Here is a 22,686-nt window from a genome sequence, read left to right on the forward strand (position 1 = left end):
GCATATTTATTACCTCCCGTGTGTGTATTTGTGTGGTAACTTTTATATAACACGGTGGTTAAAAATATGCCATATTTATTTTTTGGTAGTATTGCCAATTTAGGTTTTTATTTTGCAGAACTAAAGTAAGAAATATAAAAATAGATTGCTTTGACACTTCAAAAGATAGTAGTTTCGGAGTATAGGATTTTTAGCAGAACCATCCCTGTTTTTATGATACTGATTAAGACCATTATTTCATATAGTATTTTTTCTAATTCTATTGTAATATATTCTTGATTATTTAGCATGGTCAAGTTCTCCTTTTTATAAGTTCTTTATGAATTTAACTTGTAATAATGTTAAACTATTTTAATTAGTTTCTATTTTTCCAAATTGTATAGTAGATATGGTTACCGCTATAATACAAATAAAGATAGCCACTGGTATAAAAGGTATGAGCTGCATCGGTGCTCGTGTACTACCTGCGAGCTTAAACATCTCATCACTAATCAAAATACCCGGATAATTAAACGGATATATAAACCAAAACCGGGTATTTGATACAAATATTGAAGGTAGCACTAAAGCCATTCCTATACTTAGAGATGTAATTATTTTTTTAAAGCAAGTCGCAGTGGCCCATAATACTGCCGACATTGGCAAAGCTGCTAAAAATAATTTTACACACCAACTAAGTAAGTATCCTATTGGGATAATTATATTAATACCAACTAGAGAGGAGGTTATTATTCCTCCCACAGTAAAAAAAACAAAATATAAAAGTATTTGAACTGCAATTAAAATAACAATTACGCAATATTTAGCAAAAGAAAGTTTTTTTGTATCAATAGGAAGCGATAACATTTTTATTATTCCTTTATTTTGATACTCTGTTTGTGAGATCAGAACGCACAAAATAATAATGCTAAATGGCATCATATAATAAGCAAACATCAGAGTACTTTGTACAAACATAGCTGACCAAGCATTGCTGGGATTATCTGTAATGTACATACCTATATTTGCCAACCCGGATATAATTACAATTAAAGAAGGTAAGCTTATAATTAGGACTATCTTGGAGCGTTTAATCTTTTGAAGTTCAATTCCTATAATATTCAAAAAACTCATTGGTCACACTCCTTTCGTTTTAATATAAATGAAGAAATACAAATTAATGACACTACTTCAATAACAGCAAGTAAACTTATCGCTAGATTAGGGTTAATGGTATGTATTATTCCAGGCTGAAAAATTAGTGCAAAAGGATTTATTAAATTAATTTTATTTGTTATAGCAGCAGAAGATAATCCACTTATTAATCCCAATATTCCCATTCCCAATGAAAGCCACATATTTTTACATAAAGCACAAATAAGTGTCATGGCTACAATTACAGGTATAGATAATAAATAAACATATGCTGAAAAGTTTAAGAGTGTCTTAATTGAAAAAGTACCATACATAAGAAACTTATTTCCTGTATAAATTAATGCTAATGATTCAATTGTAATTATACATAAAAATAATATTAACATTACACCTAATTTAACAATAAATAGCTGTAAAGCATTTATGGGCAGTGCCATAATCCTTTTAATTGCGTTATCATGATACTCAATATTATAGATAATACAACCACCAATTATAATAGCCAGTATATTTAAGAAAGAGAATAAAGGATATGTTTGACCTATCAAGATTTCCATTGGTGCAAATGGTAAAGATAATAAATAGATGTGCCTAAACTTAAAACTTATAATAGCAAAAAGAGAAGCAAATATGCCTGCTAAAAACATTGTTGTAATAATTCCTGTCCGTTTTAACTTTGACCACTCTGTTCTAAATAAAATGGTATTCATATTACTTCTCCTTTCTGCGCTTATTATCTTCATTAATCATAGAAATAAACATTTCTTCCAAGTTACCTGTATTATATCCTTTTTGAATAGCATTTTGCTTTAAATTATTCATGCTGCCTTCAAAAAGTAATAGTCCATGATTTAAGATTCCAATATCATCAGCAATAAGTTCAATTTCTGAAAGCATATGTGAAGAAACTAGAACAGTACAATTGAATTTTCCTGGTAATGAACGAATAAGTTTTCTTATTTCATGTATTCCTACAGGATCAAGTCCATTTGTTGGCTCATCAAGTATAATAATTTTAGGTCTACCTATAAGCGCAGATGCTAATCCTAGTCTTTGCTTCATTCCAAGAGAATATTTTTTTGCAATTCGGTCTTTAAACTCTGTTAAACCAACAAGTTCCAACACGTCATCTACTGAATTTTTAGGTAGTGAAAGAATTCGTCTTATGATATCTAAATTTTCTTTTCCAGTTAAATTGCCATAAAAGGCTGGTGCTTCTATAAGGGAACCAATTTCTCTTAGGATTTTCACCCTATTTTTAGAAATATTCATTCCTTTAATAGTGAAGCTGCCTTTAGTTGGAGCAGTTAGCCCTAATAACATACGTATAGTAGTGGACTTCCCAGCACCATTGGGACCTAAAAAACCATAAATACTATTTTTTTTAATATGAAGGTTAATGTCCTCCACAGCAGTAAAGTTTTTATAAGCCTTAGTTAAATTTTGTGTTTCAATTATATTCATTTTTGCTACCTCCTTTGTTTGTTATTAGCTTATCGCTTCTATCTTACATCAACCTGCAGCTCACCTTACAAGAACCTTAACTTTTCTAAAAAATAAATTTTATTAATTTTCCTATGCTATACTAAAAATAAGAAATTATAAAAAGTGAGTGAAATAATATGAATTTAATAAAAGATAAAAAAATATTAATCGTTGATGATGAACCACAGATATTAAAAATGGTTGAAACAATGTTAAAAAAGGATGGTTTTTATAGAATCATAACTGCTGCAAGCTTCTCGGAAGGCCTAACTTCCATTAGTGATAATAAACCTGATATTGCACTTCTTGATGTAATGCTGCCTGATGGTGATGGATTTACTTTACTTAGTGAAATAAAAAAATCATATAATATTCCAGTGATTTTTTTAACAGCAAGGGGTGAAGCTGAAGATAAAATACAAGGACTTGGTTTAGGAGCAGATGATTACATTGTAAAGCCCTTCTTGCCCAAAGAACTAACCTTACGTATAAATGCAGTTTTAAAACGCACCTATTCCTCTGCTTTCAAAATGGATTATCCTCAATTTGAGCTTTCTGCTTGCAGTGTAGATTTAGGAAAAGCTGAAATTCTAAAGGATGGAACTTCTATACAACTTACAGCTAAAGAACATGCAATTCTTGCTATAATGTACGAAAACTCTAGCAAAATTGTAACAGCAGATACACTATGCCAATATGCCTGGGGGGATGATTCTTATGGATATGAAAATACTTTAATGGTTCATATACGCCGTATTCGTGAAAAAATAGAAACAAATCCCTCTATGCCTGTTTCATTGGTGACAGTAAAAGGACTTGGTTATAAACTAGTTTTAAAGGATAGGTAAATGTTATGCAGAATAAAACAGCAAAAATAATTGTCAGATTTACTATTACTATTATTCTTATTTCTTTTATAATTTTGCTTATAAATTATTTTAGTATTGTATTTTTTTTACAAAGCCAATTTAGTAGTGATGATCCTTCGAGAAGTGTTGAAAGAATTGCTAATGAATTAGAAGAAAAAAATTATACGCTGTCCTACAAAAATCAATCTTACTTACACAATAATTCCTTATGGGTTCAAGCCATTGATAAAGATGGCAATGAGTTTTTTTCTATGTACAAGCCAAGCGAAATACCCATTAAATATTCCTTGGGTGATATTGCAAATATTTCAAAAAATTATTTAAAGGATTATCCAGTGTATCTATGGAAAAACAATGAAAATATAATTATTCTTGGTTATCCAAAGAATTCAATTGTTAAATATAATTGGTCTACCTCTATAAAAACAATTAGCAATATACCTTTTTTTCTGTTGATTCTATTACTCTTTAATATTGTGGCTACTATTTTATTAGCAACAGTTTTAGGACGAAGATTAATGATTCCTTTAAAACATATTATTGATGGTGTATTTTCTTTAAAGAATGAAAAGGAAATACATTTACAAGAAAAAGGATTATACAAAGATTTATCTCAGAGTGTAAATGAAACCTCTTTAAAACTTGTAGAAAAGAATATTGCCATCAAGAAACGAGAAAATGCAATTGCTAATTGGATTGCTGGTATTTCCCATGATATTAGAACACCGCTATCCATGATATTAGGTTATTCTGGTGTGCTTGAAGAAGATATGACCTTATTAGACGAAACACGTTTACAAGCAAAAATTATTACTGAAAATGCTTTAAGTCTGAAAGAACTTGTTTCAGACTTAAATCTTGCAACTTCATTACAGTACAACATGCAGCCACTTACACTAAGAACTGTGAGACTTTCAAATATTGCACGTAAAGCAATGGCTAACTGTATTAATGGTGGAATTCTACATAATTGTACTAATGAAATTATTGTTGAAGATGAAAATGTTACAGCACTTATTGATGATACCTTGTTAGTACGTGCAGTAACAAACCTAATAACAAATAGTGCTAAGCATAATAAAAAAGGATGCCATATTACTATAATAATACCCCAATTACCATGTGACTTAGATTATTCTTCTATTATTATAAAAGATACTGGCTGTGGCATTCCAAAGGATAAAATAAAAGAATTGAATGAAAAAAATTCTTTTCAAGTTTCTATTAATAAAACACATGGTCTTGGATTTATAATTGTAAAAAATATTATTGAGGCACATCATGGCAAAGTAATTATTGAAAGTAAAGAAGAGCAAGGAACTGTTGTATTATTAAAACTATTAAAATAAGTATTTTACATCCTTTGCCCTAAATCCTATGTCATTTTTTATAATGTAACCCATTCATATATCAAAATAAAAGATTTGAAAGATAGAGAGTCAATGTATGCGTAGAATATGTAATATTTTATAAATTTAGTGAAAAATAATGGGGCTGTCGCACTATGTTATTTTTTTATGCTAATGCGACAGTCCCATTATTTTTAATTTGAATGTTATCAGACTGCGATGAGTTGCGGTGGTATATTAACAGACGAAAATTTCCATGAAGGTAAAGAACAACAAATATATTGGATTAACCTCTGCTAATAAGCATAATCTACAGTAAGTTTCTTGCACAATGTTGTTTTATTAAGTGACAATCCCGCCTATAATTTTTAAGCGTTATAAGGTATTGATAAATATAATTTTTAATTACTAAAATAACTTAGGCATATGAAAGAAAATAACAAATCAGTATGTTAGTATATTTTGCGTCATACTGCGTCAACAGAACCCTTTGATAGAACAACTATCAGCGGAACCTGTTTCCTTGTCGATCGCAAAATATACCAACATCTTTGACTTGCTATTTTCTTTCATATGCCTTAAGACAATTTAATTATATGTGTACACTTGAAGTTACTACTTACATTACGCATGAATAATTTACCACTGAATATTTAATAATAATAATCGAATTTCTTTATTAAAAAGTTTGTAGTTATTCTTTCCATAAGTAACAGCTATACATACATAAAAAGAACATCCTTAGATTTGATTTACACAAATCTAAGGATGTTCACGTTTTTTTGTACGGTATGTGTTCCATTGATTACTATTTTATAATATGTTCTATATTTATATTTTTAAAAATGTTTGTTTTCTGCTTTTATTCCTTCAATAGTTAATACTTAACAGAAAACTTCTACTATTCTTTTATTGTTTACAGTATTTTCTTTTATTTTGCCTGCTTCTCTATTTTCTTTTCTAAAATCAAATATTAATAAGTAGCCTTTACTTAGATTATATTGTTCTAAATATTGACATAATTGTACTAAACCTTTTTTATGATATTCTTCCCCATTCCATCTTTTTAGCTCTAATATATACATTTTTTTATTATAGGTAATTACTATATCAAAGCGTTTCTCTTCACCACCCTGAACTTCTTTAAAAGCAAAGCCTGTGCCATTTATTATTGGGCTTATAAAAGCTAAAAATAAAAGTCTTCCATCTGCCTCTAAAAAAGCTTCTCTCTTTTCTGAGTACTCGTGCTTCATAAATTCTGAAAATTTAACAAGTATTTTTCTTATATCTAAGCTTCCATCTTCCTTTATATAAGTACTCCTTTGATTGTACCAACCTATGTTAGTTCCAGTTTCTATTATTGAACTCATGTAATTGTACAATAATTGTTCATATATCCTATTGTTGACTTTTAAATACATATCTTCATTTTTAAAAATTCCATATATCATTCCTAAATTAATTGTTGGATTCAGGTTATTATAGGTTATCTTATTTCCATCTATAATAATATTTTTAACCATTTGTTTTAGTTCTTTATTATTTTCTATATTCTTAATTAAGCTGTCAAAATTAGTATTGCTATCTTTTAGAATTTCCTTAACAGCTAAATCCATGTATTCTTTGTTCCAGGTAAAACCACCTTCTGGCATTATCTTTTCGTCTATAATTTTACAAAGCTTGCTTACTAAGAATGGGTAGCCTGAAGTGTAGTAATAAAGTCTATCTGAAAAATAATCTTTATCTAATTCCGCTGTTTTGTTTTCTTCATAATCATCTAACATGGTTTTTATTTCTTCTTTTGAAAAGCTCATATCCACATCAAAATCTGAAGCTATGTTCCAAGGGCTGTTGTATTTTCTTTCTTCATCTGGTCTTATTTTTAATTTTAATGTCTTTACATCATGTACACCTGCTAATATTACACTATAGAATGTATAATCTTTCCCAACATTTCTTAGTAGATACTTATTTCTAAGCATGCCTAAAAAGCTTAAAAACAATTGATTATTGCTACTTTTGTCCACTTCATCTATCATTAATACTACTTTCTTTTGAGACTTTAAAATAAACTTAGTTATAGTTTTAGATAAATCTTTAAAGTTTTCCACATCTTTTTTACTTTCTTCTAAGAAAACTGATAAACTTTCATGTTCTAAAAGTAAAGTATCTCCTAATATTTCTAAGAAAGCTTTTGCAAAAGTTTCTTCTTCTTCAAATATTAAGTCCCCTATACCTTCAAAACTAATGGATATAGGCAGATACTCTTCTGATTTTTTAAGTTTATTTTCCAGCAGAAACAAAGTGGTGGTTTTCCCATATTGCCTAGGCCTATTTATTATGAAGTATTCTTGATTTTCAATTAAGCTTATTATTTTATCTATTTTATTTGATGTGTCTACCATGTAATGCATTTTAGATATACAGGTACCTGTTATATTAAACTTCTTCTTCATGCATCTCTCACCATCCTAGCTTTTATTTTATCACAATTTAGCTCTATTTAAACAGTCGCTAAAAAACCCAAGGTGGAATTTTTTTTTGATACAACTATTCTGACTTTTCTACAAGAGTTATTTTTAGCTTATATGGCTCTGTAAACATATCATATGTAGAATTTTCAACTATACAATGTTTGACAGTGAATAAAAATCCATTGTTAACTGGATAATCTACTTCCTTGTTATTTAATATTACAAGTATTTCATCATTAGTTAATTCTTTTTCCAGTTGTATCCTTAAATTCAAATATAACTTTCATAGCTTTTTCTTAAAAATCATTACCTTATTATATCACATCATTTATATTCTTTGAATTGAACTTTTCATTATTCAAATTGAGCAATGCAGTGTTACCTTGTGTTAAAATCACTTGCATTGCCATTCCTTCATCAAACCACATAGGAACTTTTGTGATTTTGCTTTTATTAATTCTATGTGCTAATTCACTATAATCTATTCTAACTCTAAACGACCATTTATCATAATAGAAACAAAATGTATGGTAAAATAATCTTAAAAGATAAAAATGGAAGTGGAGGAATATGGACAAACAAGAAAAGCGTTTAGCAAAATGGAAAAAAATAAAAAGTAAAGGATTAATGTCATATATGCTTAAAATAGGAATAATTCACTACGGATTATCTTTCTTCTTAACATGGGTATTTTTAGTCCCTTTTATACAAAGTAGTTATACGTTTAACTTTATTTACAAAGAAACATTTACAAATAAACTAATTGTTTTTAGCATTATATCACGTAATAAAAGTTAAAATCAAAACTTTCACTACACTTTGCTTTGTGTTATTTTTTAAATTGCTAAAGCTGAATTAGATAAATAATGGAGATTACATTTATCTAACAGCTTGTAATTTTTTTACCTCAGAAGGAGGTATTTTTCTAAAGCCTTTATCTGTTCTATAAGCTTTAACTAAACCTTTATTGCACCATTTAATTACAGTAATAGGTGCCACATTAAATATTTTTGCAAATTCTGAAGGGGTAAGCATTTCCTTTAAGGACTTGTCCAAGTAGCTTTTATGTTTTGTAGTATAACCTAATAATTTATCTATTTCTTTTGTAGTATAGCCCTGTTCTTTTAACTTAAGTTTATAAAAGTCTCTTAAAGTAGTTATAGTAATATTGCTGTCAGGACAATTTTTTCGTAGTATCCAGCGCAGTCCTGTATCTGTATATTTTGTACCCCTCTCATTTACAAAAAGATAATCTTCCATGGTATATATCTCTTTCAAATATAATTTTAAGCAACTTTCTACATGGGAATTCATAGGAACTTTTTTTTCATAGGAACCAGTTATATTTATAACTCTTTCATCAAAATCTAAATCTTCTAATGTAAGTTCAGTAACTTCAGCTGCTCTTAATCCAGAATACGCAATTAAATTAAGCATAGTGTAGTTTTTTATTCCATCAATAGAGCAAATTTTTTGAAGCAGGTTTTCTATGAATTTTTCATTTACAGTATTATCTTTATTAACTTTTGGTTTAGCTTGTTTAAGCCTCATGGTCCCATCTACAACCATGTCCTCTTGAATTCCTTCACTTATTAGAAAATTATTATATGATTTAAAAAAATTAATATAATTGTTTATAGAACTTTTACTTGCATCTGTAGAAATACTTTTTAAATACTTTTTAATAATTATTTTTTCTAATTTGTTAAATGGATCTTTTATAACTTCTTCATGCCATTTTAAAAATTTTCTCAAGTAATATATATATGAGTATATAGAACTATCTTTCATATTTTGTTTTAATAAATAATTATTGTATTTATAAAAATCTTTCATTATTTATACTCCTAATTTAAGTATACTTTAATATAAATTATAACAAACATTGTGTATATAAAACATAGTTTATAATTAGTTTAAATTTTAAACAAATGAAGGCAATGAAATTGTTCCCAATTTTACTGTGTTAATATCAGTCTTGAAATATGGTATAATTAAAGGATTAAAATTTAAATTATTAGGGAGAAAATATGTTAAGAGAAGATATGTTATTACAAATATTTAATGAGGAGACTAGTGGAAATAATTACATCAAAGGGCAGAGAGTTTTAAATAATGACTTAGTTTCCTCGGTAGATATTACAAACTCTGATAATCTAATTTGTATAGATGGTAATGTGATCTCAGAAAATCTTTTTAATGAATATAATACAAAAATTGAAATAGATGTAGAAAAGAAAAGCATTTTTGATACCTACTGTAGTTGTTTGGATTATGAAAAAAACGAGTTAAAAAAGACAAATTATTGTTGTAAACATTTAGTTGCAACCTTTTATAAAGTATTACCTAAGCTCACAGAGTATTTTCCTTCAAATGACAATGCACCTGATAAAGAAATTGTATTCAAAAGAAAAAGCAATATACTATCTATGCTCTTGGATAACAGTGAAGATAAAGAGAAGATAAAAATAGAAGTATATATAAATAAAAATGGGTGGACTGATAATCTTAAAGTTGAGTTTAAAATAGGACTTAATTTTATGACATCCAATAATCTTTATGTATTAAAGGATATAAATCAGCTGCTTTTATGTATTTATAATGATATTCCTATAAAATATAGTAAGAATTTCACTTTTAATATGAAAAATCAAAGGTTAAGTACAAAGGACAGAAGACTTATAGATTTTATAAAAACATTAAAAGATATAGAGGAAAAGAACAATCGTTTTAGTAAGAATAGAGAAAACTTTATAGAAGGAAAGTACATAAATATTCCAGACTATTTAGTTAGAGAATTTTTAGAAATTATAAAAAATCATAGAGTATATTTAAATGAAGGCTTTTTCTATAGGGCTGTGGAAACAGAAATTTTACATGATACTCCACCTATAGATTTTGATTTAAAGAAGATAAAGGATGAATATGTATTAAAATCCTCAGGAGGAATGCCAGTAAGTTTGGATTCTAAGAATGAGGCTTTTTTATATGGAACAATTATATATCTTCCAGATTATGAATTTTGTTATAAGATAAGTTCATATCTTCAGGTATTTAATCAAGACAAAGTGATAATTATGGAAAATAGCGATGAGGAAATTATATTAAGAAAATTAATTCCAAGTCTTAAGCTTTTAACGGATAATGTAACTGTATCTAAGAATATAAAAGATAAGATAGTAATGGATCAGTGTAGTTTTAATTTCTATTTTGATAAGGAAAGGGAAAAAATTACTTTAGTAGTGAAAGTAAGTTATGGACAATATGAGTTTAATATTTTTCAGGATTATAAAGAAAAAATAATATATAGGGATTCTAAAAAGGAACATGAAGTTATAGATAAAATTAGAGCTTTAGGCTTTGAAGAAATAGATGGTAAATTTTATTTTTTAAAGGATGACGATTATATATTTAGATTTTTTAAAAGTGAAGTAGAAAAGCTTCAGCAAGTAGGTGATGTGTATTATTCTGAAAACTTTAAAGGAATAAAGCATATAGGTACAAAGGGAATAATGGGACAGATTAAATCTGGAAAATACGATTATTTTGAATTGGATTTTAAAATAGCAGATATAAGCTCAGAGGAAACTAATGAAATTTTAAGAGCATTTAGAGATAATCTTAAATATTATAAATTGAAAAATGGTGAGTATCTTGATTTACAGGAACAAGAACTTAAAAATTTTTTAAAACTTTTAGATATAGTTTCATATAATGATATAGAAGAAAATTGTACACATATACCTAAAAATAAGGGAGCTTTCATGGAAAGCTTTATGCAGGAAAACAAAATAAGATATATAAAGGGTAAAAAAGAATTAAAAGAGATAAAGGATAGGATTCACAATATAAAGAAAATGGAATTTGAAATTCCAGATGAATTAAATGGTGATTTAAGAGAATATCAAAAGATAGGTTATAATTGGTTTAAAACTCTAGAATATTTGGGATTTGGCGGAATTTTAGGAGACGAAATGGGTCTTGGTAAGACAATTCAAACCATTACCTTTATATTATCCAGCAGGAAAAGTAAAACCTTAATTATAGCTCCTACATCACTTATATATAACTGGATAAGTGAGTTTGAAAAATTTGCACCTACTGTAAGGGTAGGTGCTGTATATGGTATAAAGTCAGAAAGAGAAGAAATACTTAAAGATGTAGAAAGCTATGATGTGATTATAACAACTTATAACTTATTAAAAAAGGATTTAGAAAGTTATGATGAATTAGAATTTGATTATTGCATATTAGATGAAGCACAATATATAAAAAATTCAAATTCTCAAAATGCAACAGCTGTGAAGAAAATAAAGGCACATAATAGATTTGCACTTTCTGGTACTCCAATAGAAAATTCACTTATGGAGCTTTGGTCTATATTTGATTTTATAATGCCAGGATACTTATATGATGAAAAAAGGTTTAGTGTAAGATACCATAAAAAGCTCAGGGAAACTCCAGAAGTTTTAGAGGAACTAAATAAACTTATAAAGCCTTTTATATTAAGGAGAAGAAAAAGTGAAGTTATGAAAGAACTTCCACATAAAATCGAAAAGAAATTGTTTATAACGCTAAATGATGAGCAGAAAAAGGTTTATAAGACTTATGCAAATTATGCAATGGATCTTATTTGCAAAAAAGTAAAGGATTTTGAGTTTCAAAATAGTAAAATAGAGATATTAGCTTATATAACAAAATTAAGACAATTATGTTTAGATCCTAATGTTTTAATAAAAGATTATAATGGTGAAAGTGCAAAGATAGAAGCTTTAGTGGAACTTTTAAGTAAAAGCATAGATCAAGGGCATAGAATACTTGTTTTTTCTCAATTTACATCTGTTCTTAAGAATATTGGAAAAAGAATTAGTAGTGAGGATATATGCTTTAGCTATCTAGATGGTTCCATACCCTCAGAAAAGAGAATAAATTTGGTAAATGCTTTTAATGAAGGGGAAAATTCAGTATTTTTAATAAGCTTAAAAGCAGGAGGAACGGGACTAAATTTAACTTCTGCTGATGTAGTAATTCATTTTGATCCCTGGTGGAATCCAGCAGTGGAGGAGCAGGCTACAGATAGAGTTCACAGAATAGGTCAAAAAAAGGTAGTAGAGGTTATTAAAATAGTAGCTAAAGGAACCATAGAAGAAAAAATTATACTATTACAAGAGGAAAAGAAAAAACTTATAGGGTCTCTTATAGGAGATGAATCCTTTAGTGGAAAAGAATTTTTAAATCTAACAGAAGAAGACATAATCGGATTATTTGGAATGTAGTATACAAATTTAATAAAGAGGTATATTCAAATTTTGCCTAAACTTAATAATTATTTCATATTTTTAATTAAATTTGCAGGAATTTGTCAATAAATATTGAAATGTATATATTAAAACCTTTACAAAAATTTTGAGTTTGTTTTTTATATTTATAAATTGCTTAAGGATAATTTCTGGAGGTGGACAGTTATGAAACAATATGTAGAATTAGCAAGAAAAGATTTAGAGCTTAAGTTTGATGAGATGCCAAATTTTGATACTACCCATGATGTGGAAAGTTACAATATGGTAATAGGTCAAAGAAGAGCTGTAGAATCTATAGAACTTGGTTTAAATATGGATAGTAAACAGTATAATATATTTATATCTGGTAAAACAGGTACAGGTAAGACAGGATATATTATAAGAAAGATAGAAGAATATGCAAAAAAGATGACTACACCACAGGATTGGTGTTACGTTTATAACTTTGAAAACTCTAATAATCCTATTGCGATTTCCCTTAATACAGGGAATGCTGTGAAATTTAAAGAAGATATGACTTTCTTTATTAAATATATTATGAAAGAAGTGCCTATCTACTTTGACTCTGAAAATTATGAAAATGAAAAGAACAGTATAATCGGCAAATATGAGACAATACTCCTGGAGTTATCTAGAGGGTTAAATATAGAATCTAAGAAAAGAGGATTTAGCGTAAAGAAAACATCAACAGGTGAATTTATTTTTATTGCCTTAAAAGATAATAAAGAGTTAACCGATGATGAGTATGACAATTTAACAGATGAAGAAAGAAAAGCCATGGAAAACTCAATAAATGAGCTTAGAAATATATCCTCAGAGATGTTTAAACAGAGTAATCAGGTTCAGAAAAAGTTAGAAAGTGAATTAAAGCATTTAGATGATAAAATTGCTGAAAATATAATTTCAGAAAAAATAGAAGAATTAATAGCTAATTATGGATGTAGTGAAAAGGTTACAAGCTATTTAAATGCAGTAAAAAAAGATGTAATTAAAAATATATCCTATTTCTTTGAAGAAAATGAGAACAATGAGGAAGTTAAAAATCAAAGAACATCATTTTTAAAAAGATATGAAGTAAATGTTTTAGTTGATAATAGTGAAAGTGAAGGAGCGCCAGTTATTTTTGCTGATTCAGCTGCACAGGGAAAAGTTTTTGGTAATATTGAATATGAAAATAAAATGGGAAGCCTCATCACTGATTTTACATTAATAAAGCCAGGATATTTGCATAAGGCTAATGGAGGATACATTATAATAAAAGCGCAGCAATTATTAACGCAGCAGTCTTCCTGGGAACTGTTAAAAAAGTGCATAAATTTAGAAAATATATCTATTAATAATTCAAAATATAATATAGATGTACTTCCTATTTCAACACTGAGTCCAGAAGAGATACCTTTAAAAATTAAAGTAATATTAATTGGAAGTAATTATATATATTCAGCACTTTTAAATAATGATTTAGAATTTGAAAAGATATTTAAAATAAAAGCTGAATTTGATAATGAAATTGAAAAGGATAAAAATAATATAACTAATCTTATAGGTTTGCTGAACTATTATATAAATGAAAATAATCTTAAGCATATTAGAAGAGATGGAGTTAAAAGATTACTACAATTTTCTTCTAGACTTGCAGAAAATAAAAATAACTTTTCTGCTTCAATGAGCAATCTTTTCAAGATAGTAGACATTGCAAATTATTATGCTAAAAAAGATAATAGTGAAATTGTTGAAGATAAGCATGTTTTAGCAGCGTTAAAGGAACAAGAATCTATGCATGGATTAGTTAGAAAGAAAATTCTAGATATGTATAAGAAGAAAAAATATATAACTGAATTAAAAGGAACAAGAGTAGGACAAATTAATGGACTTTCAGTTTCAGATTATGGAGATTGCGTAATTGGTCAGCAGCATAGAATAACTGTTTCAACTTTTGCAGGAAGAAATGGCATAATTAATATTGAAAGAGAAGCGGATATGAGTGGAAGTATTCATAGTAAAGGCGTAATGATCTTAGCAGGATTTGTAGGTCAGCTTGTAGGAAGAGATATTCCAATATCCTTTAATGCAAATATTGTATTTGAACAGCTTTATTCAGGTATTGAAGGAGATAGTGCTTCAGCAGCAGAGTTATTAGCATTATTATCAAGTTTATCAGAAATTCCAATAAAGCAGAGTATAGCAATAACTGGTTCAGTTAATCAAAGAGGTGAAATACAGCCTATAGGAGGAGTTAATGACAAAATAGAAGGATTCTTTGATATATGCTCATTAGATGGTCTTGATGGAACCCATGGAGTTATAATACCTAATACTAATGTAGATGATCTTGTGTTAAAAGAAGCAGTATTGAATGCAGTAGAGCAGGGGAAATTCCATATATATTCAGTAAGTAATATTTGTGACTGTATTCAAATATTATTTAGTGACAAAGAAGTAAATGCTTTAAGCAAGGAATTAAGAGAAGATACTTTAGAATATGTAAAACAAAAAATGATGAAAACTTTAAGAGCGTATAATAATATTTTAAAGGAATCTAAAGTTAATTAAATCATGGAGCAGCCATCAAATTTAAGTATTGATGGCTATTTCCATATATTAATTTTTAGTTTGTTTATAATTAGTTTTAGGTAAATTAAACAATAGATACTAAGGTTCCTATGATAACAAGTTTAAAAACTTCAATTACATCTTTATTGTACATTCGTACACAACCGTTAGATACATTTTTACCTATAGAACTGGGATTATTAGTTCCATGAATTCCATAATCACCATTAGGAGCATTTAAGCCTATCCACCTGGCACCAAATGGACCACCAGGATTTACAGCTTTGTTTATGACTTTAAAATTACCTTTAGGCGTAGGAGTAGATGGTTTACCTACGGCGACTTTATAAGTTTTATAAATTTTATTATTTCTATATAAAGTAAGGTGATGATTTTTTACATTGATAGTAATTGAGTAAGTTGATCTATAATAACATTTGTTGATGTAAAAACGTGGATTACTAAACATAAAGTTCTCCTATACAATTGATATATTATATAATATTAGATACTTTAATATTAGGTGAATATAAACAGGTTAATGAATAAATTGTATTAATAGCTAAAAGCTACACTAATTATATAAGTGTAGCTTTTAGCTATACAAGAAAAGTATTATTTTAACCTATGAAAATGTTTGGTATTCAGGATGTTAATTTTAATCAACTAAAATATGCAATATATATGAAAAAGGCTCAATTCAATAGAGGCATTTATGTAGTAAAAGCTATTTTATAGCTACATCATGCCTTGGATTTTTTGAAACTTTATTAATTGATTGAATAAGTTGATTTATTACATCTGCTTTAAATTGATATTCCAGTTCATTCATTTTTGAATAAAGAACTCCCTTTTGAGAAACAACATATAAAGGCATAAATTTATTTAAAGTCAAAGCTTTTATATCGTCTATACATTCTTCGCAGGTGCATACATTTGGATATTCTCGTAAAACTTTTGGAAGCATTTTATTAATAATTTCTTCCATATAATTTTTGATCATTTTTACCCTCCATAAAGTTTATTACTTTGCGAAATAAACGTTGATATATATATTTGCAAGTGAAATTTTATAAATAATTTGATTTGTTAATTTTTAAAGTCATATAGCTATTTAAAAAATTCACAAGGTCGTAATTATTATAATATAATATATATCGTGATATTTTTGATATTATTTATATCTAATTAAAAAAACCATTAAATATTGAAAAGTATAAATAAAATGTAGTTATAAAAAAGAACCCTAAACCAGGGTTCTATATATAAGTTAGTAATCAGATCTTATTAAAGTTAATTGTTGAAGATCTTCAATTAAATTCTTCTTTTTAGATGCAGAAGATTTCAGCTTTAAAACTTCTTTTTCTAAGGTGAGATTTTTAGATTGTATACTTTTTAATTTTAAATTTAAACTTTTATTTTCTTTCATTCTTTCTCGTATTATTGGAAGATATATATTATCCACAGCATTTTTATTTTTTATAAAAATTTTGTAGTAACTAATAATATATAATTTTAAATTTTTAAGAGATTTTGATAGCTTTGTTGTTGTTGATTCTTTTTTATTCATTTTGACATCCCCCCAATGTTATTCTATACTAATTTTAAGTACAAATGCAAGGAGGACAAAATGAAGAAGAAATATGGTTTATTATCCAAATTCATAAAGATTTATAGAAATTCTAAGAAAAAACAAATTAGTATATTGGATAATAAAAAGGAAAATATGAAAATTCAACTTGAAGAAGAGTTAAGTAAATTTAATAATCTCTCAAATTTAAGGGAGAAGTATAAAAAGGAAAATGAAAAGTATAATGAAATGTATAATTCATTAATGGAAATATTAAAATCTAGAGGAATATTATTTAATATACATAATGATAATTTTAAGCTGAAAGAATGGGATAAGCTATCCATAAAAAAGGTTAATGAAGTATATGTATTAACTGATAAAAATGGACAGCCAGTGCACAATATTGAAAAAAAATATAATAATACTATAAAATATATAACTGACAATTATTCTTATAGTTTAACAGTTATAAGAAAAGATGGAAATTTGGTAAAAGCTCAATTAAGAATTTTAGAAAAAACAAATTTAAAGTAGAGGGGGGAATTTTTTGCGTAAAATATTACTAATATTTTTACTTGTATTATTAGTATTTATTGCTCCTGGTGAAGTTCATGCAAAAGAGCGAAATTATACTATAGACAAGTTAAATACTATTGCAAAAATCACAGAAAAAGGAGATGTAGAAGTTCAAGAAGAAATAACTTATACTTTTGATGGCAGCTTTAATGGAGTTTATAGAAATCTTTATAAAAATAAAACCAATAATTATATAATATCTAAAGTAGCTGTAAAGGATAAGGATAATAATTTAATACCAATTGAATCTAGCAATGACTCAAAAAATAACACTTATAAGATTACTGATGATAATAATAATGTTCAAATAAAAGTATTTTCAAAGAGTGCTAATGAGAGTAAGACTTTAATACTTAATTATACAATTAAAGGAGCAGCAAATAGATATAGTGAATTTGGAGAGCTTTACTGGAGTTTCTATAAAGTTGAAAATAATATGTCAATTAAAGACGTAAATCTTCAGTTATCATTAGAGGATTCAAAGTTCGATTTAAACAAATTTAAATATTGGGTTTATACAGATGGAGGGGAATTTAAAACTAATTATGATACTAACAGTATTAACATAAAGGGCAATAACCTTACTTCAATTTTAGGAATAAAGCTTCATTTTCAACCAGAATTTTTAAAAGTTGATGAAAAACCTTATAAAGAAAATAGTAATGAAAATATGAAAAAGGATATTGAGGGCACAAATACAAAAGAAGATAAATCTAATAAAGGAGATTTGGGATTTGTTGCTTTAGGTATTGTTGTTGCAGCCTGTGCTTCTTTCATTATATTCTTTAAAAATAGGAGCAAAAAAAGATTCAAAGAAGCATTAGAAAAATATAGAGGGGAATTTAAGTTTTTTAATGAAGAAACTTTAAGTGCTAAGCCAGAAGATATTTCTCCAGCATTGGTGAATTTATTATATCATGAAAATAAAGTTTCTAATTCTATTATACCTTCTACATTATTCTATTTATGTAAAAAAGGATACTATAGTTTAGAAAAGTCTAGAAGCCTAAAATCAAGTTCATCAAAGGAAAACAAAGAAGAAGATTTGTGTTTTGCACGGAATAGTAACATTTTGTACTCTAATTTTTCTCATTTAAAATATTTTATACAGTGGTTAAAGAACTATGAAACTAATGGCTGTTTAACTTTAAAATCCATTTGTGAAAAAGTAAATTCAAGAGAAGGTGCCTTAGAATTTAAAGAGCATTTTTCAAAGTGGGAAAAATTAATAAAAGATGAAGCAGAAATTTTGAATTTTTATACTACCATAGAAGGTAAAAAGGTTTTGAGTAATGAAGCTTATAATGAGAAAATCAAATGGGAGGCTTATAGAAAATATATTATAGATTACCTTTCAGTTTATGGAGAACTTAAGGACAAGGTAGATAATGAAGATATTTTAATATATGCTTCAGCTTTAGAAATAGAGGATATTTATTTAGAGAATTTTCATGAAAAGCTAAATAATCTTTATTGCAGTTCAGGAGATAATAATTACTATAATATGTATGATGATTATTCATATTATCTCATGAATTTATATCTTTGGGATAGTATTGATAACAATGTATATGATAACACTAAAAATATTGGTAACAATGATAATAACAATGACAGTGGCTTTGGAGGCTTTTCAGGAGGCGGAGATTTTTCCGGCGGAGGCGGTGGAGACTCAGGAGCATTTTAAATTATGTTTGTGCTAAATTCTTAAAAAAATAAAAAAGTAGGACAAATACATTATAATAGTATTCAAATAAAAAGGTAGGTTAAAAATTTCCTGTCTTTTTATTACAGGTATATTGCCAAAATTTACAATAATAGAGTGCATTTTGGAAACATGATATAATATTCATAGAGTTTAAACGAAATACTAAAATATAATATAATAAAGTTTATTGATTTTACGAGATTGGAGGAATATTAATGTTTGTTGAAGAAAACAAATATGGCGATATAACTGGTATTGTTAGCAAAGTAGTAAAAATATCGGATGATAAATTAGATAAAGAAATCCACCAAGTTATGGAAGTGTATGCTAAATTAGTAACTGCATGTCCCCATACATTTAAAGAAATAAAAAAGTATTTTTTAGAACAATGTGATGCTATGCCTATAGCATTAAATGATGACCGTATGGACCTTTTTAAATCAGTTGTGATTATGAAATATTTTAAAGATAAAGAGCATAAAGCACCAAGATTTTCTGATATGACAAATGAAGAAATAGCCAGATGGCATAAAGAAAAAAGTGATATGTTTCATGATGCTCATTTTGAGTCTTCTCAACAATATGGACTTAATCTTCATGGATACTATTTACCATATACAAAACGTAATGAAGTTTTCTATAATGAAGTGTATTCAAAATTTAAGAACTGTACATATGGAATTGCTAACAGAGCAGAGATGGATGATATTTGTTTCTTCTTTGAAGAAACTACTGGAGATTATTATTTTACATGCCCTGGATGTAGTCTCATGTATAAAGTAATAATTTTTATTGGTATAAATGAGGAGGATATTAAAAAACGTAATCAACGTTTTCTAACATACTTCAATGCAATGGTTCAAATGGGGTATTTGCCTAAGTTGTATTAAGAATGATAAATTTTAATATTTAACATCATAACTGAAAAAATAAACAATTTGCTCAAATACCTAATTATTTATGAATGATATGCTCCACTTAAGGTAAATAGATAAAAAAATAAATCTGTACCTATAAAGGGGAGTATTTTCCTGTCTAAAAAAAACTAAATATGTGATAGAAGAAAAATATCATAAAAAGATAATAAAAGTTTTACATAATTGGAGGAATTCTTACTCCTGTTTCACATATTTATGCAGGTGCTATTCCTGGAAATACTTATACTGTAACTTTATATGGCGCTGCTTACAATCTTGGTAAGTTGGTTGTATCAATTTATGCACAAGCTAGATGGACAAGATAGTATATTCTGAAATTTAATTTTACTCACTTAAGACAAGGGGCTGTCACATTAGCATAAAAAATATGCTAATACGACAGCGTTTTTTATTATATAGGAATTTTCTATTTTTGCACAAAAAATTATGCCGAAAAGCGTTGAAAACAAATGATTACCAGACTTGAGAAAAATATTACAGGTAAAAAATTGTAAGTGAGGTTGATGCAAAAAAAGTGTCCCAGATGATGCTTATGTTCCAAATGTTTAAATAGGGTTATTTATGTTAAAATGATTATTAAAGAAGGGAAGTGATATGGTGAAAAGAATTTCTATAGGTATAACTGATTTTAAGGAAATTGTAAATGATAATTATTATCTTGTAGATAAAAGTTTGTTTATAAAAGAGATAATAGAAGATGGATCAAAGGTCCTACTATTACCAAGACCAAGACGTTTTGGAAAGACTGTAAATATGAGTATGCTTAAGTATTTCTTTGAAAAGACTGATGAAGATAACAGTTTACTTTTTAAAGAATTGAATATAAATAAACATAAAGATATTATGGAAAGACAAGGCAGTTATCCTGTTATTTATCTTACCTTTAAGGATGAAAAATATTTAAACTGGAAAGATTGTAAAAGCGGGATGAAATTTATAATAGGAAGCGAATTTAAAAGGCATAAATATCTTCTTGAAAGTAATATACTGGACGATGAAGAAAAAGAAATTTATAAAGATGTTATGAACTTAAAGGCAGAAGATATATATTATTATAAAAGTTTATTAAGTTTAAGCATATATTTGTTTAAGTATTATAATAAAAAAGCTGTGATAATTATAGATGAATATGATGTACCTATACAAAGCGGATATACTTCTGGTTATTATGAAGATATTATAAGTTTTATGAGAAATTTTTTAAGTGGAGGCTTGAAGGATAATGTATATTTAGAAAAGGCAATTCTTACAGGCATACTTAGGGTAGCAAGAGAAAGTATATTTTCAGGACTTAATAATTTAAATGTATACAGTATTTTAAAGAATAAATATAGCAGCTATTTTGGATTTTCAGAAGCCGAGATAGAAGAAGTTTTTAAATATTATAAAGTTGAATCTAAATTAGATGAGGTTAAGAGTTGGTACAATGGATATGTGTTTGGAGAAAATATAATATATAATCCATGGTCTATACTAAATTATGTAAATAATTATGAAGAAGGACTTCAGCCATATTGGATAAATACCAGCAGCAATGATTTAGTTAAAAGCCTTATAACAAAAGGTGGGCAGCAGTTAAAAAGTGAGCTGGAAGATTTGATTCGAAATAAAAGTATAATAAAAGAGATAAATGAAAACATTGAAATGAAGGAAATAGATAAAAGTACAGAAAATGTATGGAGTTTTTTACTTCTAAGTGGGTATTTAAAAACTATAAATAAAGTTAGAAAGTCAGATAGAAGACTTGTATGTGAACTTGCTATACCCAATATAGAAGTAAAATATTTATATAATGAAATAATAATGAGCTGGTTCAGAGAAAGTATAAATAATGATGAATTTAACTTCATGCTAAAAAGTCTTATAAATGGCGATATAAAAACCTTTGGGAAAATACTTAAAAAGTTTGTATTAAGCAGTGTAAGCTACTTTGACATAAGTGGACAGGAAAGTGAAAAAGTTTATCATGCTTTTATACTTGGGATGCTTATAGCACTTTCAGAGGATTATGAAGTAAAATTCAACAGGGAAAGCGGCTATGGAAGATATGATGTAATAATTATTCCAAAAGATAAGAATAAAATAGGAATAATAATGGAATTTAAAAAAGTTGACAGAGACGAAAAAGAAGATTTGAAAAAGGCAGCAGAAGATGGTTTAAAGCAAATAAAAGAAAGAGACTATAAACAGGAACTCGTAATGCGGGAAATTAAAAATATAATAGAAGTTGCAATAGCTTTTGAAGGAAAAGATGTTATGATATTAACCTAGAAGTTAATTTTAATTAAGAATTTTATCAGCTGAAAATGCAGTGAAAGTTTTGATTTTAACTTTTACTACGAGATATAGGATAAGCGTTTACTCACTGCTAAATGTTTTCAATTAGTCTAAAGCTCAAAGTTAATGAAAACCTAAGAACTTTGCCAAACTCGGTTCCCTCAAACAAGGCTAAAGTTCTAAGGTTTTCTTTAACTTCTCGCTAAGACTAATAAGAAAACAATTTAGCTAATGTGAGTAAACGCTTATCCTATATCCCTGCGTAAAAGTTAAAATCAAAACTAGTAGCTTCAGCTCTACATATAATTATTGTTAATTTTATAATTCAGCTTTTAAAAATTCAGGCGGAAAGCCTTCAGAATAAATACATAAATCAAAAAATATTTCTATTGGTATAATATAATTGTGAGGATTGAAAATAGCCAAAATAAGGCACCATTATAACACATA

The 22,686-nt window shown here is 27.3% G+C and carries 18 protein-coding genes; 9 read left to right on the plus strand and 9 right to left on the minus strand.

Annotated elements, in window-relative coordinates:
• Positions 1-351: 351 nt before the first annotated feature.
• From HBE96_RS15290 to HBE96_RS15300, 3 genes are read right to left on the minus strand one after another with little or no spacing between them, the layout of a single operon-like run.
• Entirely contained in the window at positions 352-1,113 is a 762-nt protein-coding gene (locus tag HBE96_RS15290; protein ID WP_169298611.1) for an ABC transporter permease, read from the minus strand.
• The gene (locus HBE96_RS15295; RefSeq protein ID WP_169298612.1) at positions 1,110-1,844 is read right to left on the minus strand and encodes an ABC transporter permease; all 735 of its coding nucleotides are present in this window, start codon (positions 1,842-1,844) and stop codon (positions 1,110-1,112) included. The genes HBE96_RS15290 and HBE96_RS15295 overlap by 4 nt, the downstream gene beginning before the upstream one ends.
• A 1-nt stretch (position 1,845) precedes the next feature.
• On the minus strand, positions 1,846-2,598 hold the full coding sequence (locus tag HBE96_RS15300) for an ABC transporter ATP-binding protein (RefSeq protein WP_169298613.1): 753 nt from the start codon (positions 2,596-2,598) through the stop codon (positions 1,846-1,848).
• Positions 2,599-2,756: 158 nt separating this feature from the next.
• Between HBE96_RS15300 and HBE96_RS15305 the strand changes: the two genes are divergently transcribed.
• Positions 2,757-3,467 (plus strand): response regulator transcription factor, encoded by a 711-nt coding sequence (locus HBE96_RS15305; RefSeq protein ID WP_169298614.1) that lies wholly within the window; start codon positions 2,757-2,759, stop codon positions 3,465-3,467.
• 5 nt (positions 3,468-3,472) lie between these two features.
• Complete coding sequence (locus HBE96_RS15310; protein WP_169298615.1) at positions 3,473-4,837, plus strand: sensor histidine kinase; 1,365 nt, start codon at positions 3,473-3,475, stop codon at positions 4,835-4,837.
• 884 nt (positions 4,838-5,721) lie between these two features.
• On the opposite strand, the gene HBE96_RS15315 is transcribed toward HBE96_RS15310, so the two are convergent.
• Positions 5,722-7,293, minus strand: coding sequence for a P-loop NTPase family protein (locus HBE96_RS15315; RefSeq protein WP_169298616.1), 1,572 nt, complete (start codon positions 7,291-7,293; stop codon positions 5,722-5,724).
• Between the two features lie 94 nt (positions 7,294-7,387).
• Entirely contained in the window at positions 7,388-7,585 is a 198-nt protein-coding gene (locus HBE96_RS15320) for a hypothetical protein (protein ID WP_243186960.1), read from the minus strand.
• A gap of 296 nt (positions 7,586-7,881) precedes the next feature.
• On the opposite strand from HBE96_RS15320, the gene HBE96_RS15325 reads away from it, so the two are divergent.
• The gene (locus HBE96_RS15325; protein ID WP_169298617.1) at positions 7,882-8,109 is read left to right on the plus strand and encodes a hypothetical protein; all 228 of its coding nucleotides are present in this window, start codon (positions 7,882-7,884) and stop codon (positions 8,107-8,109) included.
• An 81-nt stretch (positions 8,110-8,190) separates the two neighbouring features.
• On the opposite strand, the gene HBE96_RS15330 is transcribed toward HBE96_RS15325, so the two are convergent.
• On the minus strand, positions 8,191-9,147 hold the full coding sequence (locus HBE96_RS15330; protein WP_169298618.1) for a tyrosine-type recombinase/integrase: 957 nt from the start codon (positions 9,145-9,147) through the stop codon (positions 8,191-8,193).
• Between the two features lie 194 nt (positions 9,148-9,341).
• Here HBE96_RS15330 and HBE96_RS15335 point away from each other — a divergent pair, with 194 nt between their 5' ends.
• Together HBE96_RS15335 and HBE96_RS15340 are read left to right on the plus strand one after the other, a co-directional pair.
• A complete protein-coding gene (locus tag HBE96_RS15335) occupies positions 9,342-12,587 on the plus strand; it encodes a DEAD/DEAH box helicase (RefSeq protein ID WP_169298619.1) in 3,246 nt (1,081 codons plus the stop codon).
• A 189-nt stretch (positions 12,588-12,776) separates the two neighbouring features.
• Complete coding sequence (locus tag HBE96_RS15340; protein WP_243186961.1) at positions 12,777-15,164, plus strand: ATP-binding protein; 2,388 nt, start codon at positions 12,777-12,779, stop codon at positions 15,162-15,164.
• Between the two features lie 85 nt (positions 15,165-15,249).
• On the opposite strand, the gene HBE96_RS15345 is transcribed toward HBE96_RS15340, so the two are convergent.
• From HBE96_RS15345 to HBE96_RS15355, 3 genes are all read right to left on the minus strand, one after another.
• Complete coding sequence (locus tag HBE96_RS15345; protein WP_169298620.1) at positions 15,250-15,633, minus strand: L,D-transpeptidase; 384 nt, start codon at positions 15,631-15,633, stop codon at positions 15,250-15,252.
• A gap of 258 nt (positions 15,634-15,891) precedes the next feature.
• Entirely contained in the window at positions 15,892-16,167 is a 276-nt protein-coding gene (locus tag HBE96_RS15350; RefSeq protein WP_169298621.1) for a late competence development ComFB family protein, read from the minus strand.
• A gap of 267 nt (positions 16,168-16,434) precedes the next feature.
• Positions 16,435-16,734 (minus strand): hypothetical protein, encoded by a 300-nt coding sequence (locus HBE96_RS15355; RefSeq protein ID WP_169298622.1) that lies wholly within the window; start codon positions 16,732-16,734, stop codon positions 16,435-16,437.
• 60 nt (positions 16,735-16,794) lie between these two features.
• Here HBE96_RS15355 and HBE96_RS15360 point away from each other — a divergent pair, with 60 nt between their 5' ends.
• The 4 genes from HBE96_RS15360 to HBE96_RS15375 all read left to right on the plus strand — a co-directional run bounded on the left by HBE96_RS15360 (position 16,795) and on the right by HBE96_RS15375 (position 22,230).
• Positions 16,795-17,271, plus strand: coding sequence for a hypothetical protein (locus HBE96_RS15360; RefSeq protein WP_169298623.1), 477 nt, complete (start codon positions 16,795-16,797; stop codon positions 17,269-17,271).
• Between the two features lie 13 nt (positions 17,272-17,284).
• Positions 17,285-19,000, plus strand: coding sequence for a DUF2207 domain-containing protein (locus HBE96_RS15365; protein WP_169298624.1), 1,716 nt, complete (start codon positions 17,285-17,287; stop codon positions 18,998-19,000).
• Positions 19,001-19,236: 236 nt separating this feature from the next.
• Positions 19,237-19,911, plus strand: coding sequence for a hypothetical protein (locus HBE96_RS15370; protein ID WP_169298625.1), 675 nt, complete (start codon positions 19,237-19,239; stop codon positions 19,909-19,911).
• Positions 19,912-20,553: 642 nt separating this feature from the next.
• The gene (locus HBE96_RS15375) at positions 20,554-22,230 is read left to right on the plus strand and encodes an AAA family ATPase (protein WP_206154957.1); all 1,677 of its coding nucleotides are present in this window, start codon (positions 20,554-20,556) and stop codon (positions 22,228-22,230) included.
• Positions 22,231-22,686: the final 456 nt, after the last annotated feature.

The sequence above is a fragment of the Clostridium muellerianum genome, assembly GCF_012926525.1.
Lineage (GTDB): Bacteria > Bacillota > Clostridia > Clostridiales > Clostridiaceae > Clostridium_AM > Clostridium_AM muellerianum.

What these genes read in the sequence shown, in the direction of transcription:
- HBE96_RS15330 (WP_169298618.1), bottom strand. Translation starts at nt 9,147, where the DNA reads ATGAAAGATTTTTATAAATACAATAATTATTTATTAAAACAAAATATG.
- HBE96_RS15370 (WP_169298625.1), top strand. Translation starts at nt 19,237, where the DNA reads ATGTTTGTTGAAGAAAACAAATATGGCGATATAACTGGTATTGTTAGC.
- HBE96_RS15350 (WP_169298621.1), bottom strand. Translation starts at nt 16,167, where the DNA reads ATGATCAAAAATTATATGGAAGAAATTATTAATAAAATGCTTCCAAAA.
- HBE96_RS15335 (WP_169298619.1), top strand. Translation starts at nt 9,342, where the DNA reads ATGTTAAGAGAAGATATGTTATTACAAATATTTAATGAGGAGACTAGT.
- HBE96_RS15315 (WP_169298616.1), bottom strand. Translation starts at nt 7,293, where the DNA reads ATGAAGAAGAAGTTTAATATAACAGGTACCTGTATATCTAAAATGCAT.
- HBE96_RS15355 (WP_169298622.1), bottom strand. Translation starts at nt 16,734, where the DNA reads ATGAATAAAAAAGAATCAACAACAACAAAGCTATCAAAATCTCTTAAA.
- HBE96_RS15295 (WP_169298612.1), bottom strand. Translation starts at nt 1,844, where the DNA reads ATGAATACCATTTTATTTAGAACAGAGTGGTCAAAGTTAAAACGGACA.
- HBE96_RS15305 (WP_169298614.1), top strand. Translation starts at nt 2,757, where the DNA reads ATGAATTTAATAAAAGATAAAAAAATATTAATCGTTGATGATGAACCA.
- HBE96_RS15300 (WP_169298613.1), bottom strand. Translation starts at nt 2,598, where the DNA reads ATGAATATAATTGAAACACAAAATTTAACTAAGGCTTATAAAAACTTT.
- HBE96_RS15360 (WP_169298623.1), top strand. Translation starts at nt 16,795, where the DNA reads ATGAAGAAGAAATATGGTTTATTATCCAAATTCATAAAGATTTATAGA.
- HBE96_RS15290 (WP_169298611.1), bottom strand. Translation starts at nt 1,113, where the DNA reads ATGAGTTTTTTGAATATTATAGGAATTGAACTTCAAAAGATTAAACGC.
- HBE96_RS15345 (WP_169298620.1), bottom strand. Translation starts at nt 15,633, where the DNA reads ATGTTTAGTAATCCACGTTTTTACATCAACAAATGTTATTATAGATCA.
- HBE96_RS15375 (WP_206154957.1), top strand. Translation starts at nt 20,554, where the DNA reads ATGGTGAAAAGAATTTCTATAGGTATAACTGATTTTAAGGAAATTGTA.
- HBE96_RS15325 (WP_169298617.1), top strand. Translation starts at nt 7,882, where the DNA reads ATGGACAAACAAGAAAAGCGTTTAGCAAAATGGAAAAAAATAAAAAGT.
- HBE96_RS15310 (WP_169298615.1), top strand. Translation starts at nt 3,473, where the DNA reads ATGCAGAATAAAACAGCAAAAATAATTGTCAGATTTACTATTACTATT.
- HBE96_RS15340 (WP_243186961.1), top strand. Translation starts at nt 12,777, where the DNA reads ATGAAACAATATGTAGAATTAGCAAGAAAAGATTTAGAGCTTAAGTTT.